The sequence below is a fragment of the Azospirillum terrae genome (assembly GCF_053470425.1).
Window position 1 is genome coordinate 286,626 of the sequence record NZ_JBPXMR010000004.1, and the last position, 16,783, is coordinate 303,408.

Below are 16,783 nucleotides of genomic sequence, written 5' to 3' on the forward strand. Positions count from 1 at the left end.
GGCAAGGTCATCCCGAGAATCCTTGCCCCCACCCTTCCCGCTTCGCGGGCCCCTTCCCTCCCCCGCCGGGGGCGAGGGAGGGAGTCATTGCCCCAGCACATGGCGCGCCTCCTTCAGTCGGCGGTTCTCGATGAGCATGGCGGCGTAATCGGCTCGCAGTTGGCGGTCGGTGGGGCGGGCGGCCAGCAGTTTGTCGAACAAAGCCGCCGACTCGTCAATGCGACCCAGGCGGTGCAGCAGATTGGCCTCGGTCTGGCGGACGGCGTCGCTCCGGTTGCCCATGGCCTGCACCTGCGCCAGCGCACGGCGCTGGAACGGCTCGGCCTCCTTGGCGCGCTTCTGGGAGACCAGCGCCTCGCCCATGAAGTAGTTGGCCTCGTAATCACCGTCCGACGTGGCGAGGAACCGGCCCAGCGCGCGTTCGGCGTCGGCGAACTTGGCGTCGCCGTAGGCGAGCATGCCGACCTGCCGCAACGCCTCGCCGTCGTCCGGCCGCAGCGCCAGCAACGCCCGCCACGCCTGGGCGGACACGGACATCTGCCGCTCCCGCTCGGCCAGCCGGGCGTAGCGGCGCAACTTGTCCGGCTCGCGCTCATCGGGCAGCGCGGCGCGCACCGCATCGGCCAATTCCGCACCCTTGCCGGCCGCCGCCAGCGCCTCGATGTAGGAACCGCGCAGCGCGCCGTCCGCCGCCCCAGCCGCCGCCTTGGGCCCGAGCGCCGCAGCGACGCGCTTGGCGCCGCCGACCTCGGCCAGCTTGTCGAACCATGCTCCTTGCTCGGCCGGCTTGGCCGCCCGCGCCCGCGCCTCCAGCCAGTCAAGCGCCGCCGGTCCCGGCCGCGGCCCCCACAGGAACAGCAGTTGGCGCACGTCCGGCCCGTCCACGCCCTGCCCGGCCGCCAGCTTGCGGAACGTTGCCTCGGCCGCCGCCTTCTCGCCCAACTCCAGCAGCGAGAAGGCCAGCGCCCGGCGCTCCGGCACCGGCATCCGGTCGTCGGTGGCACGCGCCACCAAGTGACGGCGCAACTCGTCCTTGCGGCCGAGCTTGGTCAACGTCTCGCGGTACAGCCCCTCCCACGGACCGGCGGGTGCCGTATCGGCAAACTTCTTCAGCATGGGCAGCGCGCCGGCCGGCCCGGCGGCGTCGAGCAGCGCGTAAGCCATGGCGTCGCGAGTCTTCGGGTCGAGCCCCGGCCGCTCCAGCGCCTCGCTGAGGAAGGCCGCCAACTCCGCCCCGGCGCCGGCCTTCATGGCGGCGTCGGCGTAGGCGTACAGCCACTCCAGCCCACCCGTTTCAGCCCGCTCGCGCAGGTGCGGCAGCGCCTCCCGGTAAGCCTTGTGCTCGATCAGGAGCTGGACGAGTTGGTCCTTGTCCGCGGCGCTCACCGCGTCGGAGGCTAGCCGCGCGCCGACGGCACGGGCCAGCTCGTCGGTCTGCCCGGCGCCGGCCAGAGCGGCGATGTACAGCGCCTCGACCTCCGTCCCACCGCCGTCACGCAAGGCGCGTAGGTGGCCCAGCGCCTCCGCGGGCCGGCCGGCGGCGACCAGCGCGTTGGCCAGCGCCAGCCGGCTGCGCGGCGTCGGTGCCTGCGCCTGCACCCGCTCTGCGGCCTTGAGCGCCAGCGGCACGGCGCCGCGCTCCACGGCGGCGTTGGCAACATCCTGCAGCAGCCCCGCATCGAGCGTCGGGTGCGCGTCGAGCCACCTGGCGACCGCCGCCGCGTCACCGGCGCGCGCCGCCAGCCGCACCCACCCCAGATCCGCCGACGCCGAGGGCCGCGCCGCCCGGCGCGCCTCGAACCACGCCAGACCGCGCGCCGCGCGGTCGAGGTCGAGGAACAGCAGGCCAAGTTCCTCCAGCAGATCGTCCGCCGCCCCGGCGTCCGGCGCCAGTCGGTCGAACGCCGCCACGGCGGCCTCCCGGCGGTCGGCGCGGACCAGCAGGCGCACCGCCGCCATGTGCTCGGACAGCGTCAGGTCACGGTCCTCCGCCGCCCGCCCAGCCCAGCGCGCCGCCCCCTCGCGGTCGCCGCGCGCCAGGGCGATTTCGCCGGCCAGCACCGGACGCTCGGCGAGGAAGGTGTCGCCCAACTCGCCGATCAGGCGGTCGAGGAAGGCGCGGTCGCGTTCCCGGAACGCCGTCTCGACGAGGCCGACCACCGCCCATTCCGGGATCAGGTGAGGGTCGCGCCCGCGCACCTGCTCCAGCGCCAGACGTGGCAGCCCGGCGTTGATCGCCAGCGCGATGAAGCGGCCCAGCGAGGCATCGTCCACCGGCTTGCGCACCGGCCAGTCGCGCAACTGGCGCTGCGCCTCTTCCAGCCGGCCCTGGGCGATCTCCAGGTCGATCAGCATCAGTTCCAGCGGCGGCTCGCGCATGGCGCGCTCGGTGAAGGGGGCGAGCAGACGGTGGGCGTAGTCGGGGCGGCCCATCTCCATCATCAGCCCGGTCAGGCTGAGGATCGCATAGGTCGGCGGGTCCTCGGCCAGCCAGCGCCCGGCGCGGCGGAACGCCTCGTCGGTGCGCTCCAGATCGTGCAGCAGGCTGGTCAGCAGCACGCGGCCGTCGTACTCGATGTTCCCGTTGGCACGGTCGTCGGCGGCGGACAGCACCTCGGCCGCCTCGGCCAGACGCTCGCGCGCGGCAAGCAGCTGGGCGAGGTCGACGACGGCGGCGAAATCGTCGGGGCGGAACGCCAGCAGGCGTTTCAGCGCCTCCGCCTGCCGGTCGAAATCGCCGTGGAAGCCGTAGGTGTTGGCCAGTTCGCGGAACACGTCCTCGGACGGCTTGAGGCGCGCGATGGCCTCCAGATTGTCCAGATAGTCGCCGGTGCGCTGGGCGTGCTGGTACAGCGTGCCGAGCAGCTCGCGCCCGGCCAACTGGTTGGGCTCGCGGGCGACATAGGCCTCCATGAGCGCGATGGCGCGCTCGACGTTGCCGTCCATCAGCGACAGCCGGGTCAGCGGCATCACCGTGCCGGCGCCGCGCTCGCCGGCCTCGAAACGCGCCTGATAGGCGGCCAGCGCCGGTTCGAAATCCTGGTCGCGGAAGCGCTGCAAGGCCAGTTCGCCGCCGCGCGGGATCAGCAGCAGGCTGATCGCGACACCGAACGCCAGCACCAGCGCCACGACGAGAAGGTTGGCGCGCATCGCCTAGCGCCCCACGCGCGCGACGCGCAGCGTCAGCGGTGTCTCGGCGTGCGCCGCCACGGTGACGGACAGGCGGCCGTCGGTGCCCGCGTCCGCCGTGCCGCGCCACAGCGTCCGGCCGTCGCGCTCGGCGGTCACCTCGAAACGCCCGGCGGCCGGCACATGCCAGACCATGGCGCCGGGGCCGAAGCCCTGGGCGCGCACCGTGAACCCCTCGCCCTCCATGCGCAATCCGGCCAAGGCCCAGCGCCCGTGCACCAGATAGGGCCGGGGTGCGGGCGGGTCGATGTCGCCGCGGTCCAGACCGGCCAGCGCCACCACCGGCTCCGCCACGTCCGGGTCGAGCGCCACGTAGAGGCTGCCCTGGTGGTGGCGCTGGCCGAGCACGCCGGTCGAGCGGTCGAAGTCCACCGCCTTGAACACCGCCCGGTCGAAGCGCAGCGTCGACAAGGCGCCGCGGTCCGCCACCCGCCAGCGCCCCTCGCCCTCCGCCAGCAGTTTCGCGGTGTAGAACCCCTCGGCCATGGCGGCGTAGGTGGCGGCGGTGACCGGCGCCAGTTCGGACGCTTCGGCGAACTCCAGGTTCCTGCGGAGCGCGTGGACGCTGGCCAGCTTCTGGCCGGAATACATGTGGTAGTAGATGTTGAAGGGCTTCAGCCGCACCGGCGTCTCGGTGTTGCGCAGCGTGTGGACGAGGTTCTGGAAGCCGAAGAAGCGGTTGGTCCACAGATCGGTGTAGGTGTTCTCGTTGCTGGCCGCGGCGTAGATCTGCCGCTCCGCCCCCACCGCGATGCCGACCGGCGAAACCGAGGTGACCGATGGGTACTCGGCGTCGTAGCGCGTGTCGCCGCCGTTCATGTTGCGCGCCCCGGCACGCCGCGTCTCGGCCACCGCCGCTTCGAAGGGCGAGGTGTCGCCCGACCATTGGATGAGCCGCGCCGGCTTGGCCTCGGGCGCCAGCTTGGACAGGTAGTCCAGCGAGCCGCCGATCTCCTGCCCCAGGTCGAAGGGGGTTTGCAGGTAGGCGCGCGGCACCGTGTACTTGCCCATGTCGGCGGCACCGGCAGCGGCTTCCGCCACCTCGCCGACGCTGTCGTCGGCGTCGACCTTGCGGCCCTTCAGCAGGCGGGAGAGGAAGCCGCTGTCCTCCTTCGGCTCTTCCTTGGGCGGGGCGGGTTCGGCGCGCGCCGGGTCGTGGCCCTTGAAGAAGCCCCAGAAGAACGGGTGCGTCCAGGTGTGGCTGGCCGGTTCGACCTGCGGCAGCGCGAACAGGCGCCGGGCGGCGCCCAGCGACTGCGGCGTCCCCTTCCACGCGGCGTCCAGGTCGCCGACGATTGGGGCGATGGTGACCGGCAGGTCGGGGTGCGCCTCGACCGCCTCCTTCAGCACCACTTCGGCGGCGATCAGCTTCTTCTCGGCGTAGGGCTTCATTTCCGTGACGTTGCGCCAGCCGTCGCCGTCCACATGGCTGAAGTACATCCGCCGGCCGGACAGCGTGGTGACGTCCGGCTTGGGCAAATCGTCGGTGGTGAAGCTGCGGCGGAAGAAGGCGAAGGGATCGACGATCCAGCGCTTGCGCAGGAACTCCGGGTCGAAGTAGCGGCCGTAGCCCTCCACCACCAGCCCGCCCCTGGGGCCGGTGACGATCAGGTGACTGTCGGTCGCCGGATCGCCGCCGCGCCGCAGCACGAGGTGCGAGGTGACGCGGTCGTCCAGCTTGCGCAACAGCGGATAGCCGGGCAGCACGCCGTTCAGCGTGCGCTCGAACCCGACCATGTCAGGGTCCTGCACGATGGGGCGCGAGCGGTAGGTGAGGTCGGAATACCCCTCGTCGTCGCGCAGACCGAAGCGCCCAAGGAAGCGGTTGACCAGCGCCAGCGGCATCGCCTTGCCGCCATGCGCCGCCCGCACGCCGAACTGGCCGAGCACGGCGACGCGCACGCCGCGGTCCATCAGCCCGCCCACCCAGGACACGTAGGCCGGCGGGTCGTCGAACGGATCTCCGGCGAACCAGGTGATCACGCCGCGCAGATCCGGGTAGGCGGCCGGGTCCGGCAGGCCGTTCGCCACGTCCCAGTAAACCACCGTCAGCCCGAGGTGGTTGAGCGGCATCTCCGCCATGGAGTGGATGCGCGAGAGCTTGAGCGTCTTCTCCTCACGCCCGTCGTACAGCGCCAGGATGGTGCGCGGGACGGTTCCCGCCAAGGGCGGCGCGGCGAGGGTGACGAGCAGGACGACGGCAAGGAGCAACGCCCGGAAGACGGACGCCCCCCTCACCGCTTCGGCTCCGGCAGCACGCGGTCCAGCTCGACCGTCGAGACGTACGGCGAAAAGCCTTCGTTGCGCTCGGTGGCGTAGAGCTTGGCGACGCCGTCCGCGTCCTTCGGGTCCCAATAATCGAGCGTCATCACCTCCAGCGCCGGATTGAGGCGCTTGGCGGCCTTCAGAGCATCCACCTGGAACGCCCGGTCCGCTTCCGGCTGCGGGTGCGCGGTGCCGGCCTGGAAGTCCCAGCCGGAGGTGACGGACTCGCCCAGCGCGTAGTCGATCGCCCCGGCGGTCTCCGGCAGCAGCTCGTACCCCCGGTTCTGCATGATGCGGATGCCCGGAAAGTGCCGGCGCAGCGTCTTGACCAGCCGCGCCGCCGCGTCCGTCATCCCGGCATACGTCTTGGGGTCGGTGCGCTCCAGGTGCGGCGGGTTGTCGAGCGTGTCGAGGAACACCCCGTCGAAGCCACGGTGCAGGATCGCCGGCACCAGCTCCGCCACCACCAGCTCGACCCAGCGCTTGTCGCGCACATCCACGTAGAAGCTGCCGGGCCAGTTGGGGTTCTCGGCCGACAGGATGCCCCAAGCCTTCACCGTCTCGAACCACGGCCGGTGGCTCTCCACCTCGCCCAGGCTGATGTAGCCGAGCAGCCGCTTGCCGCGGTCCTTGAGCGGACGCAGCGGCGGGTGGTGTTCGCTGTCGAGGACGACGAGGGTGTAGGGCTCGAAGACGGAGGGCGGCTCCTTGTCGGCGTAATACACCACCCAGGGAGTCTCGGCCCGGAGGACGGACGGCGCTGTCAACATCACACCGAGAACCGCCGCCGCGAGCGCCCGTCTCACCCCAGCCATGCCAGCGTGTCCCGCAGACCATCCTCCAGGGAGGTCTGGCAGGCCGTGCCGAAGGCGGCGATCAGCCGCGCCGGGTCGCCGATGGACACGCGGATGTCACCGGCCCGCGCCGGCCCATAGGTGCGCTGAAGCGGCCGGCCGGACAGGTCGGCCAGCACCTCGGCCAGCCGGTTCACCGACGTCGCGACGCCCGTGCACACGTTGTAGACCGGGGCGCCCGGCTGCGGCCGGTCCATGGCGGCGGTCAGGCAGCGCACGAGGTCCTTCACGTAGATGAAGTCGCGCACCTGCTCGCCGTCGCCGTTGATGGTGATGCCTTCGCCGCGCGCGATGCGGCCGGCGAAGATGGAGATGACGCCGGAATAGGGCGATTTCGGGTCCTGCCGCGGCCCGTAGACGTTGAAGAAGCGGAACCCCGTGGCCGGCACCCCGTGCACCCCGTCGGCGACGCGGGCGTGCAGCTCGCAGCCCAGCTTGTCGGCGCCGTAGGCGGACAGCGGGCGCGTCGCGGACTCCTCGGTCAGCGGCATGGTCGGGTTGTCGCCGTACACCGCGGCCGACGAGGCGTACACCACCGGCACCGGGCCGCCGGCTTTGGCACGCCGCGTCGCGTCGAACACGGCGATGGTGCCGGACAGGTTGGCGTGGTGCGTCTCCAGCCACGCCTCGCGCGAACGCTCGACCGAGGCGACGGCGGCGAGGTGGAAGCAGCCGTCCACGCCCTGCATCACCGCGTCCACGGCCGCCGCGTCGGCGACGTTGCCGACGGTGACGGGAACACCGGCGGGCAGGTTCTCGCGCTTGCCGGTCGACAGATCGTCGAGGACGCGCACCTCATGCCCGGCCGCCAGCAACCGCTCGATCAGGTGCGATCCGATGAATCCGCAGCCACCGGTGACAAGGTAACGCGCCATGGAATGTCCGCTCCGCTGGTGTGTCAGGTCGTTTCCGCCGCCGCGACGCCGAAGAAGGTCCCGACGCTGGCGAGGAAGTCCTTGGGCTTGATCGGCTTCGACACATGGCCGTTAAAGCCGGCGTCGGCAAGCCGCCGCTTGTCCGCCGGGGTGGCGAGATTGGTCACCGCCAGAACCGGGGTGCCCGCCAGACGCGCGTCGGCGCGGATCAGCTTGATCAGTTCCACCCCCGACATGCCGGGCATGACGATGTCCATCACCACCAGTTCCGGCGTGGCGTCCAGCATCAGCTCCACCACGTCGCGCGGATCCTCCGCCTCGATGACGGTGTAGCCGCCTTCCTCCAGGCAGCGAACGAAGAGCTTGCGCATGAGCACGTTGTCCTCGACCACGAGGATTGTGCGGGCCTGCTCGACAGTGTCCATGTCCAAACCACCCATCAGCTTAAGGTGCCCGGCGGCAGGGCGATCGGGTGTCAGCGAGTCCATGCCGTTCGCTTCCCTATTCATAGAACGTACGACAAGTTTCTCGCAAATCTTAGTTAACGGCACGTTACCGCGTTCCGCACCGCCAAGTGGAAAACACGGCTTTGAGTTGCGGCGGATCAGCGCGCCACCGGAGCCGGCGCCCCGTTCTGCCCGGATGCGCCCTGGGCCAGCGCGTTGCCGTCCACCCACCACGCATCGAAGGACAGCGAATAGGGCGGCGTGGTGGCCGGCCGCTTCAGCCTCGTCCAATAGCCGACGCGGAAGGTGCCGTTGTACCAGTGCGGAACGACGTAGTGGTTCCACAGCAGCACGCGGTCCAGCGCGGCCACGGCGGCGCGCAGATCCTCCATGCTGCCGGCGCGGACGACGGCATCGATCAGCTGATCCACCGCCGGGTTGCGGATGCCCGCCAGATTGCGGCTGCCCGGTCGGTTGGCGCTGTCCGACCCGAAAAAGTCACGCTGCTCGTTGCCGGGCGACAGCGACTGCGGCCACTGGCCGACGATCATGTCGAAGTCGAAGTCGCGGACGCGGTTCTCGTACTGCGAGGCGTCCACCGAGCGCAGGCTGGCCTGGATGCCCAGGCGCTTGAGGTTCTCGATGAAGGGCAGCGTGACGCGCTCGAAGGTCGGTTCGTCCAGCAGGATCTCGAAGGCCAGCGGCTTGCCCGTCTTGGGATCGACGCGCACGCCGTTCTTCACCTCCCAGCCGGCCGCGTCCAGCAGGTGCTTGGCCTCCAGCAGGTTCTTGCGGATGCCCTGCGGGCCTTCGGTCTTCGGCGGCTCGTAATGCTTGGTGAAGACCTCCGCCGGGATCTGGTTGCGCAGCGGCTCCAGCAGCTCCAGCTCCAGCGGCCCCGGCAGGCCCTTGGACGCCAGATCGGAGTTCTCGAAATAGCTGTCGGTGCGCTTGTACGCCTTGTGGAACAGCGTCTCGTTGGCCCACTCGAAGTCGAAGGCGTAGCCGATGGCCTGCCTCACCTTGGGGTCGGCGAACACCGCTCGGCGGGTGTTGAACACATAGGCCTGCATGCCGGCGGGGACCTTGTTGGGGATCTCCTCGACCTTCACCTTCCCCTCCTTGACGGCGGGGAAATCGTAGCCGGTCGCCCAGTTCTTGGCCGAGTTCTCCTGGCGGAAATCGATCACCCCGCCGCGGAAGCCCTGAAACGCCACCGTGGTGTCGCGGTAGTACTCCATGGCAATGGTCGCGAAATTGTAACGCCCGCGGTTGACCGGCAGGTCCTTGCCCCAATAATCGGCGACGCGCTCATAGGTGATGGTGCGGCCGGGATCGACCGAGGCGATCTTGTACGGCCCGCTGCCCAGCGGCGGCTCCAGCGTCGTCTGCGAGAAGGTCTTGCCCTCCCAGTAATGCTTGGGCAGCACCGGCAACTGGCCGACGATCAGCGGCAACTCGCGATTGTCGCCCGGCTTGAAGGTGAAGCGCACGCGCCGCTCGCCCTCCGCCTCCACCTTGGCGACGGGGGAATAGTAGCTCTTGTAGAAGGGGTGGCTGTCGGTCAGCGTCTTGAAGGAGAAGACGACGTCCTCGGCGGTCACCGGCTTGCCGTCGTGCCAGCGCGCCTCCGGCCGCAGCACGTAGGCGACCCAGGAGCGGTCCTCCGGGATTTCGATGCTCTCGGCCAGCAAGCCGTACTCGACCGACACCTCGTCGGCGGAACTGGTGGTCAGCGTGTCGTAGGTGAACGCCAGCCCGGCCGCCGCCGCCCCCTTGAGGGTATAGGGGTTCAGCGTGTCGAACGAGCCGATGGCCGCCAGCGTCACCTTGCCGCCCTTCGGGGCGTCGGGATTGACGTAGTCGAAGTGGCCGAAGCCGGGGCCGTATTTCGGCTCGCCGTAGAGCGCGATGCCATGCTGCGGCGCCGCCCACGCCACGCCGGCCACGCTCACAAACAACCCCATTCCCAACGCCAGCGCCGTCCGTCGCATTCCGCTTCTCCCTCGCCTGCTCGCGCATTCTTTGTACTGTTGCTTTGTACTATGGGGTAGTACCGCGCACTCTCCCATTCCCCTTTCGGAACCATACGGGCCAGCCCACGGTTATCCGGCCACCGTAAGTTCCTTCGGGAGCGCCCGCCATGCCACAACCGTACCATCCCGTCGATACCCAACACGTGCTGATGCTGCTTCGTCAATGGCTGAAGGCGGCGGCACCGCCGGAGGGGGTGGACTGGCTGGACCGCATGCGCGACGCGCTGAACGACGCCGCCCCGGACGGCGTCTTCTTCACCGCGTTCGCGCAGGTTCCGCGCACCGTCGGGACTGCGGCGCTGCGGCTGCGCCCTGAAGACCGCACGCAAGCCGAGCGGGCGCGCGCCGGCTGGTGCCCGACGCTGTGGACGGCCGATCAGGCGGCGCGGACGACGCTGCTGCTGGTCTACGACGACAGCGACGGGGACAGCTACGGCGACATGCTGGCGCGGCTGCTGCGCAGCGGCGACCGCGCCCAGGTGGCGGCGCTGTACCGGGCGCTGCCGCTGCTGCCCTATCCCGAGCGGCAGCGGACCTGGGCGCTGGAGGCGTTGCGCGCCGACGACCACGCCCTGTTCGAAGCGGTGGCGCTGTTCAACCCCTACCCCGCCGACCATTTCGACGAGACGGGCTGGAACCGCATGATCCTCAAGGCGGCGTTCCTCGGGGTGCCGATGGCCGGCATCGTCGGGCTGGAGCGGCGCGCCAACGCCGTGCTCGCCCATGAGCTGCGCGACTTCGCCCGCCAGCGCCGCCAGACCGGCCAGCGCGTGCCCGTCTGCATGTGGCAGGCGGCCGGCGACAAGGTGTGCAACAACGTGGTGGACGAGTTGGCGGCGGAGTTGGACGGCCCGAACGTCGAGATGGCGATGGCGGCGGCCCTGGCGCTGGCGCACAGCCGCGACCCGCACGCCGCGGAAGCCCTCGCCCGGCGCCCCGAACTGGCCGAGGCGATCCGCACCGGGCGCTTGACCTGGGACCGTCTGGCGTCGGGTTCGCCGTCGCTGCGGGCTGTGGGGTGACGAGGCTCACCGCCCGCCCAGCGCACGCTCCAGCAACCCGGCGAGCGGCACCAGCAGCAGCAGCGTCAACCCGACGACCAGCCCGCTGAATCCGGCGGCCAGCGCCGCGGCCAGCGCCGGGGCGGACAGCCGCCCGGCGGTCAGCGCCGTCTGCACCGGCAGCGGGCGGGGGTCGCTCGCCCCCCACAGGAAGTCCGGCAGCACCCACCACGTCAGCACCGCCGCGAAGGGCAAGGCGCTCATCCCCGCGTAATCGCCGAACCAACCCAGCCCCAGCGGCAGCAGCAGCGCCGCCAGCAGCAGCCCGATCGCCAGCAGCGCCGGCCGCTGGTCGCCACCCCACGCCGGCCCGTGCCGGATGACGCCGAACGCCGCGCCATAGCAGAACGGCGCCAGCGCCGCCGGTGCCGCGGCGGCCAGCGCCGCCGGGTTCTCCGCCGCCCCCAGCAGGAACAGCAGCCCGAACGCCAGCCCGGACAGCAGCGGCCCCAGCCACCGGTGCCGGTCGCCGCCCAGATGCAGCGCCGCCAGCATCGCGCCGGCCAGGGCGGCGAACGCTCCCGCGGCGACGGACGCCTGCGTCGCCGAGGCCATGGCGCCCAGCAGCAGCACCCCGACCAGCCCGGCTGCGGCCCGTCCCGGCACGTGCGCCTGCAACACGCCGCCACCGGCCCCCAGAGCCGCCGCCGCCAGGAGGATCCAGGCGAGGCCCGCCGCCTCGTCGGGCGGGTGCGCACCGGCGGCGGCGTGCCCGGCCAGCGCCGCGGCCAGCGCCGCCGCGACCGCAGCGGGACACAGCAACGGGAAGCACGCCCCGGCGGGGCGGGCGGAAAGCGGATCGACGGACTGCACGGAAGACATGCGGCCTTTCTCCGATGGCGACGAGGAAAGAACCTGTAAACTGAACCCGGTATCGGCCCGGGTGTTCCACGCTACCTCTCCCGAACCGCTATCGGGGGTATTTCGACCAACGCAAAGCAGGGAAGGACTATTCCGTGAGCGACACATTCACCGTATACGGCAATTTCGTCTCGCAGCCGGCGACTCGCATCGTGCTGTTTCTGACCATGGCCGGCGTGCCCTTCGCCTACCGGCACATCGACCTCAAGGCCAAGCAGCAGAAGACCCCCGAATACCTCGCGATCACCCGCTTCGGCCGGGTGCCGGCGCTGGTGCACGGCGACGTCGCGCTGGGCGAATCCGGGCCGATCCTCACCTATCTGGCCGAACAGACCGGCCAGTTCGGCGGACGCGACACGGCGGAGAAGCTGCGCTTGCAGGACTGGCTGTCGTGGCTGGCCGACGTGCTGCTGCCGGTGCAGCGCGCCCGCGCCGCCCGCCGCTTCAACCAGGACCCGGCGGCATGGCCTTGGGTGGACGCCCAGGCCGCCAACGGCTTGACGCAGTTGGACCAGCAGTTGGCCGGCAAAGAGTTCCTGGAAGGCGGGCGCGTCACCATCGCCGACATCTTCGCCTTCCCGTGGATCGACCTCGCCGACGAGTCGGCCATCGACCTCACGGCTTACCCCAACGTCGCCGCGTGGCGCGAGCGCTTCCGCGCCCTGCCCGGCGTCAAGCCGCAGTACGAGCTGATGCCGCAGGCCGATGTCGGTTAACTCTTAAGCCCGAGAAACGCCCCCAGCGGCGGCAGCACCAGCGTCCGGCCGTCGGGGGTGATCTCGGCGGCCGGCACGCCGGGGACGCGCGGCACATTGCATGGCACCAGCCCCGGCTTGCGCCTCAAAATGTACTCCGCCGGCCGGTCGGCGAGGTTGAACACCGCCAGCAGGCTCTCGCCATCGGCGGTGCGCTCGAAGGCCAGCACGTCGCCCTTCTCCTCCACCGCCGAGAGATTGCCGGCCACCAGCGCCCGGTGATTCCGGCGCAGGCGGAGCGCCGCGCGCCACAGCTCCAGCGGGCTGCCCGGCCGGCGCTCCTGCGCATCGACGCTGAGCGGGCGGTGCGCGTCCGGCACCGGCAGCCATGCCTCGGCCGCCGCGCTGAAGCCGGCGTTGGGCGCCGCCGCGCGCCAGGGCAGTGGCGTGCGGGCACCGTCGCGGCCCTTGAACTCCGGCCAGTAGTTGATCCCGAACGGGTCGCGCAGGCGGTCTCGCGGCAGTTCGGCCTGCGGCAACGCCAGTTCCTCGCCCTGGTACAGGCACAGCGTGCCGGGCAGCGCACAGAACAGCACGGCGAGCAGCGCCGCGAACCGCTCACGCTCGGCGCCCGCGGGCAGCCACCGGCTCACCGCGCGCTCGACGTCGTGGTTGGAGAAGCTCCAGCAGATCGCCTGCGCGTCCGGCGTGCCGGTCAGCGCCTGCGCCAGCGCCTTGGCGGAGAATGGCTGCTTGGCGAGGCTGAGGCTGTAGGCGGCGTCCAGCCGCCCCGGTGCCGTGTAGTCGGCAATGCGCTGCCCGGCGCCGGGCTGGCTGGACAGTTCGCCCAGCAGGACCCTGCCCGGATAACGGTCCACCGTGGCGCGCAGCCGTTCCAGGATCGGCCGCACCGCCGGGTGCATCATGTCGTAGTGGTGGCGCTGGAGCGCGAAGGGCTTCAGCGGCGGCTCGGCCGCCCGCCACGGCGCCGCGGGGTTGGAGCGCAGCAGCGGGTCGTGCGCGAAGAAGTCCACCGCGTCGATGCGGAAGCCGTCCACCCCGCGCTCCAGCCAGAACGTCGCGGTGTCCATTACGCCCTGGAGGCACGCCTCGTTGTGCAGGTTGAGCGCCGGCTGGCTGGGCAGGAAATGGTGCAGGTAGTACTGGCGCCGCCGCGGCTCCCAACTCCACGCCCCGCCGCCGAACACCGACAGCCAGTTGTTGGGCGGCGAGCCATCGGGCCTGGCGTCGGCCCAGACATACCACTCCGCGTGGTCTCCCGTGCGGGACCGGCGCGACGCTTCGAACCACGGGTGCTTGTCGGAGGTGTGGCCGCACACCAGATCGACCAGCACCTTGAGCCCCAGCGCGTGCGCCCGCTCCAGCACCCGGTCGAAGCCGGCAAGGTCGCCCATGCGCGGGTCCACGGCGCGGTGGTCGGCGACATCGTAGCCGAAATCCTTCAGCGGCGACGGGTAGAACGGGCATAGCCAGACCCCGTCCACCCCCAGCGACGCGACGTGGTCGAGCCCGGCCAGCACGCCCTCCAGGTCGCCCCAGCCGTCGCCATTTCCGTCGAGGAAACTCAACGGGTAGATCTGGTAGAGGGCTGCGCCGTGCAGCCAGGAAGACGCGTTCGCCAAGGACCACCCTCCGCGCGGGACACCACGCGGAAGGCTGCGCCTCTACCTCTAACGATTGGCTAACGGCCGGAAATGGTCACCGGGTAAACCCTCTCCCGTCCCGGGAGAGGGTGGCCGCGAAGCGGCCGGGTGAGGGTCGCGCAAGAATTCTTGGATTTACCCTCACCCTCCCACGCTTCGCGTGGGTCCCTCCCTCTCCCCGGAGGGGAGAGGGAATTTACTTCCGCTCCAGCAGCTTCGCCGACACCCCCGCCGCGTTCAGCCACGGCGCCCAGGCCTGCTGCATCATCGCACCCCACGCCTGCATGGGCGCCGCCCACAGCACCAGCAGCGGCAGGTTCGGCGCCAGCATCTTGCCCACCGTCTCGAAGTCCGGCGTCGCCTTGAAGGTGATCGAGATCGCCTCGGCGTTTTCATCGGGGTACGCGCGGTGGACGATCTGCACGTCGAGGTTCGGCAGGGCGGCGGTCAGCTTCGTCTCTTCCATGGCCTCGGCTCCTTGTTGCGGTGCGGCACGATATCATAACGGCAACAAGCGGCGGCGCGGTCCGTTGACTCACCTTATGGACGTTCGCACACCGCCTCTCCCCGACAATGCCGACCCGCAGCAGGCCGCCGCCTGCGCCGGGCTGACCTACGTCTCCGACGAGGAGGCGGGCATCCGCCGGCGCCGGTCCGGCAAGGGTTTCACCTACAAATGGCCGGACGGCGCCACGGTGACCGAGGAGGACACGCTGGCGCGCATCCGCAAACTGGCGATCCCGCCGGCCTACACCGACGTGTGGATCTGCCCGGACCCGGGCGGCCACATCCAGGCCACCGGGCGCGACGCCAAGGGCCGCAAGCAGTACCGCTACCACCCGCGCTGGACCGAGCAGCGCGAGGGCACCAAGTTCGGCCGCATGCTGGAGTTCTGCCGGGCGCTGCCGGCGATCCGCGCCCGCGTCGAGGAGGATCTGTCGCGCCCCGGCCTGCCGCGCGACAAGGTGCTGGCGACCGTCGTGCGCCTGCTGGAGACCACGCTGATCCGCATCGGCAACGAGACCTACGCGCGCGAGAACCGCAGCTACGGCCTGACCACGCTGCGCGACCGGCACGCGGAGATCGACGGCGCGCAGATCCGCTTCGCGTTCAAGGGCAAATCCGGCAAGGTGTGGAACGTCGAACTGAAGGACCGCCGCCTCGCCCGCGTCGTGCGCGCCTGCCGCGACGTGCCGGGCGACGAGCTGTTCCAGTACATCGGCGACGACGGCCAGCGCCACGCCATCACCTCGGGCGACGTGAACGGCTATCTGCGCGCCATCACCGGCGAGGATTTCACCGCCAAGGACTTCCGCACCTGGGCCGGAACGGTGCTGGCCGCCCTGGCGCTGAAGGAGTTCGAGAGCTTCGACAGCAAGGCCAAGGCCAAGCGCAACATCACCCGCGCCATCGAGCAGGTCGCCGCCCGCCTCGGCAACACCACCAGCGTCTGCCGCAAGAGCTACGTCCACCCCGAGGTGCTCGACGCCTACCTGGAAGGCAATCTGCTGGACGCCTTGAAGGCCGAGGTGGAGGAGGAGCTGCGCGACGAACTGTCCGGCCTGAACGGCGCGGAGGCCGCGGTGCTGGCCTTCCTGCACGAGCGTCTGGAGCGCGAGCAGGCGACCCGCGCGCGCGAGTCCTCACGGCGGCGCAACGCCGGCTGAGCCCGGCTGTTCGACTCCCTGGGTTCCCACCGAAAAAGGGAGGCCACCATGGCCAAGACCACCACCGACCACGAGGAGATCCGCCACTGGGCCGAGCGGCACGGCGGCAAGCCGGCCGTCGTCAAGAGCACGCACGGCCAAGCCAGGAACCGCAAGACCGGCGTCGGCCTGCTGCGCCTGATGTTCCCCAAGGCCCAACAGTCGGATCACAACGAGCTGGAAGAGATCGAATGGTCGGAATTCTTCAAACAGTTCGATGAGTCGAAGCTGGCGCTGCTCTACGAGGAAGGCTCCAACTTCAACAAGCTGATCGGCCGCGACACCGCCGAGAAACGCGCCCACGGCGATCACAAAGCGTCACGGCATTGAATAATCCCCTCTCCCCTCTGGGGAGAGGGTTAGGGTGAGGGGGGCCCGCGTCGCGAACGTCTTCTGTCCCCCGAAAACCCCCTCACCCGGCTCTCAGCGGATCTTCGATCCGCCTGCCGCCGTCAGCGCTGGCAAAGCCAGCGCGAGAGGCCCTATCGGGCCACCCTCTCCCCAGCGGGGAGAGGGTTTTTACCCCACGGCAGCATGCGCGCCAGCACGCCGTCCTTCAGCACGTACTGGTGGAACAGCGCCGCCCCGGCGTGCGCTCCGGCAAGGATCAGGATCATGTTGCCCAGCACCTCGTGCACTTCCTCGGCGCCTTTCTTGAGGGCGGGGTTCGGCGGCAGCAGATCGGGCAGCGTGAACAGGCCGAACACGCCGATGGGCCGCCCGGCCGACCACGACATCACCATGCCCACCATCGGCACCGCCACCATCAGCGCGTAGAGCGCCACATGCCCCCAGCGGCTGGCCATCTCCATCCAACCGGGCATGGCCGGCGCCGCGGGCGGCGGATTGAGGTGGCGCCAGACCACCCGCACCAGCACCAGGGCCAGCGCGGTCACGCCCAGCGACTTGTGAATGCCCATCAGGAACGAGCGCTGGTCCCCCTTGGGCATGCCTTCGATCACCTGGATCAGGATGAAGGCGGCGATGATCGCCAGCGCCGTCCCCCAATGCAGCGCCTGCGCCACGAGGTCGTAGCGGGTCTTGGAAACATGGTCGGTCACGGATCTTTCTCCCTCGCCGGTCAGCGGATCGCCGCGACCCTAGCCTCCACTGCCTGAACCCAGCCTGAAC

At 70.5% G+C, this 16,783-nt stretch carries 14 protein-coding genes; 4 read left to right on the plus strand and 10 right to left on the minus strand.

What is annotated here, in order from left to right; all coding sequences use genetic code 11:
- Positions 1-84: 84 nt before the first annotated feature.
- The 6 genes from ACSVDD_RS13855 to ACSVDD_RS13880 all read right to left on the minus strand — a co-directional run bounded on the left by ACSVDD_RS13855 (position 85) and on the right by ACSVDD_RS13880 (position 9,623).
- Complete coding sequence (locus tag ACSVDD_RS13855) at positions 85-3,150, minus strand: tetratricopeptide repeat protein (RefSeq protein WP_448189944.1); 3,066 nt, start codon at positions 3,148-3,150, stop codon at positions 85-87.
- Positions 3,151-3,153: 3 nt separating this feature from the next.
- Complete coding sequence (locus tag ACSVDD_RS13860; protein WP_448189945.1) at positions 3,154-5,427, minus strand: polysaccharide deacetylase family protein; 2,274 nt, start codon at positions 5,425-5,427, stop codon at positions 3,154-3,156.
- Complete coding sequence (locus ACSVDD_RS13865; RefSeq protein WP_448189946.1) at positions 5,424-6,269, minus strand: glycoside hydrolase family 191 protein; 846 nt, start codon at positions 6,267-6,269, stop codon at positions 5,424-5,426. Before ACSVDD_RS13865 ends, ACSVDD_RS13860 begins: the two co-directional genes overlap by 4 nt.
- Positions 6,257-7,183: an NAD-dependent epimerase/dehydratase family protein gene (locus ACSVDD_RS13870; protein ID WP_448189947.1), complete on the minus strand. Its 927-nt coding sequence runs from the start codon at positions 7,181-7,183 to the stop codon at positions 6,257-6,259. The genes ACSVDD_RS13865 and ACSVDD_RS13870 overlap by 13 nt, the downstream gene beginning before the upstream one ends.
- A gap of 23 nt (positions 7,184-7,206) precedes the next feature.
- Positions 7,207-7,671 (minus strand): response regulator, encoded by a 465-nt coding sequence (locus ACSVDD_RS13875; protein ID WP_448189948.1) that lies wholly within the window; start codon positions 7,669-7,671, stop codon positions 7,207-7,209.
- 116 nt (positions 7,672-7,787) lie between these two features.
- Positions 7,788-9,623, minus strand: coding sequence for an extracellular solute-binding protein (locus ACSVDD_RS13880; RefSeq protein ID WP_448189949.1), 1,836 nt, complete (start codon positions 9,621-9,623; stop codon positions 7,788-7,790).
- A gap of 149 nt (positions 9,624-9,772) precedes the next feature.
- Between ACSVDD_RS13880 and ACSVDD_RS13885 the strand changes: the two genes are divergently transcribed.
- On the plus strand, positions 9,773-10,687 hold the full coding sequence (locus tag ACSVDD_RS13885; protein WP_448189950.1) for an EboA domain-containing protein: 915 nt from the start codon (positions 9,773-9,775) through the stop codon (positions 10,685-10,687).
- 6 nt (positions 10,688-10,693) lie between these two features.
- Here the strand turns inward: ACSVDD_RS13885 and ACSVDD_RS13890 are convergent, their stop codons facing one another.
- A complete protein-coding gene (locus tag ACSVDD_RS13890; RefSeq protein ID WP_448189951.1) occupies positions 10,694-11,548 on the minus strand; it encodes a hypothetical protein in 855 nt (284 codons plus the stop codon).
- Positions 11,549-11,682: 134 nt separating this feature from the next.
- Between ACSVDD_RS13890 and ACSVDD_RS13895 the strand changes: the two genes are divergently transcribed.
- Positions 11,683-12,303 (plus strand): glutathione S-transferase family protein, encoded by a 621-nt coding sequence (locus ACSVDD_RS13895; protein ID WP_448189952.1) that lies wholly within the window; start codon positions 11,683-11,685, stop codon positions 12,301-12,303.
- Here the strand turns inward: ACSVDD_RS13895 and ACSVDD_RS13900 are convergent.
- Together ACSVDD_RS13900 and ACSVDD_RS13905 are read right to left on the minus strand one after the other, a co-directional pair.
- On the minus strand, positions 12,300-13,925 hold the full coding sequence (locus ACSVDD_RS13900) for an alpha-glucosidase (RefSeq protein WP_448189953.1): 1,626 nt from the start codon (positions 13,923-13,925) through the stop codon (positions 12,300-12,302). The genes ACSVDD_RS13895 and ACSVDD_RS13900 overlap by 4 nt on opposite strands.
- Positions 13,926-14,142: 217 nt before the next feature.
- Positions 14,143-14,412: a hypothetical protein gene (locus tag ACSVDD_RS13905; RefSeq protein ID WP_448189954.1), complete on the minus strand. Its 270-nt coding sequence runs from the start codon at positions 14,410-14,412 to the stop codon at positions 14,143-14,145.
- Positions 14,413-14,488: 76 nt separating this feature from the next.
- Here ACSVDD_RS13905 and ACSVDD_RS13910 point away from each other — a divergent pair, with 76 nt between their 5' ends.
- Both ACSVDD_RS13910 and ACSVDD_RS13915 read left to right on the plus strand, forming a co-directional pair.
- The gene (locus ACSVDD_RS13910) at positions 14,489-15,613 is read left to right on the plus strand and encodes a DNA topoisomerase IB (protein WP_448189955.1); all 1,125 of its coding nucleotides are present in this window, start codon (positions 14,489-14,491) and stop codon (positions 15,611-15,613) included.
- Between the two features lie 48 nt (positions 15,614-15,661).
- Positions 15,662-15,982: a hypothetical protein gene (locus ACSVDD_RS13915; RefSeq protein ID WP_448189956.1), complete on the plus strand. Its 321-nt coding sequence runs from the start codon at positions 15,662-15,664 to the stop codon at positions 15,980-15,982.
- Positions 15,983-16,134: 152 nt separating this feature from the next.
- Here ACSVDD_RS13915 and ACSVDD_RS13920 read toward each other — a convergent pair whose 3' ends face one another.
- A complete protein-coding gene (locus tag ACSVDD_RS13920) occupies positions 16,135-16,713 on the minus strand; it encodes a cytochrome b (RefSeq protein WP_448189957.1) in 579 nt (192 codons plus the stop codon).
- Between the last annotated feature and the right edge of the window lie 70 nt (positions 16,714-16,783).

Excerpts from the sequence above, each read along its gene's own strand:
- ACSVDD_RS13870 (WP_448189947.1), bottom strand. The coding sequence starts at position 7,183 with ATGGCGCGTTACCTTGTCACCGGTGGCTGCGGATTCATCGGATCGCAC.
- ACSVDD_RS13865 (WP_448189946.1), bottom strand. The coding sequence starts at position 6,269 with ATGGCTGGGGTGAGACGGGCGCTCGCGGCGGCGGTTCTCGGTGTGATG.
- ACSVDD_RS13880 (WP_448189949.1), bottom strand. The coding sequence starts at position 9,623 with ATGCGACGGACGGCGCTGGCGTTGGGAATGGGGTTGTTTGTGAGCGTG.
- ACSVDD_RS13910 (WP_448189955.1), top strand. The coding sequence starts at position 14,489 with ATGGACGTTCGCACACCGCCTCTCCCCGACAATGCCGACCCGCAGCAG.
- ACSVDD_RS13890 (WP_448189951.1), bottom strand. The coding sequence starts at position 11,548 with ATGTCTTCCGTGCAGTCCGTCGATCCGCTTTCCGCCCGCCCCGCCGGG.
- ACSVDD_RS13855 (WP_448189944.1), bottom strand. The coding sequence starts at position 3,150 with ATGCGCGCCAACCTTCTCGTCGTGGCGCTGGTGCTGGCGTTCGGTGTC.
- ACSVDD_RS13905 (WP_448189954.1), bottom strand. The coding sequence starts at position 14,412 with ATGGAAGAGACGAAGCTGACCGCCGCCCTGCCGAACCTCGACGTGCAG.
- ACSVDD_RS13915 (WP_448189956.1), top strand. The coding sequence starts at position 15,662 with ATGGCCAAGACCACCACCGACCACGAGGAGATCCGCCACTGGGCCGAG.
- ACSVDD_RS13885 (WP_448189950.1), top strand. The coding sequence starts at position 9,773 with ATGCCACAACCGTACCATCCCGTCGATACCCAACACGTGCTGATGCTG.
- ACSVDD_RS13875 (WP_448189948.1), bottom strand. The coding sequence starts at position 7,671 with ATGGACTCGCTGACACCCGATCGCCCTGCCGCCGGGCACCTTAAGCTG.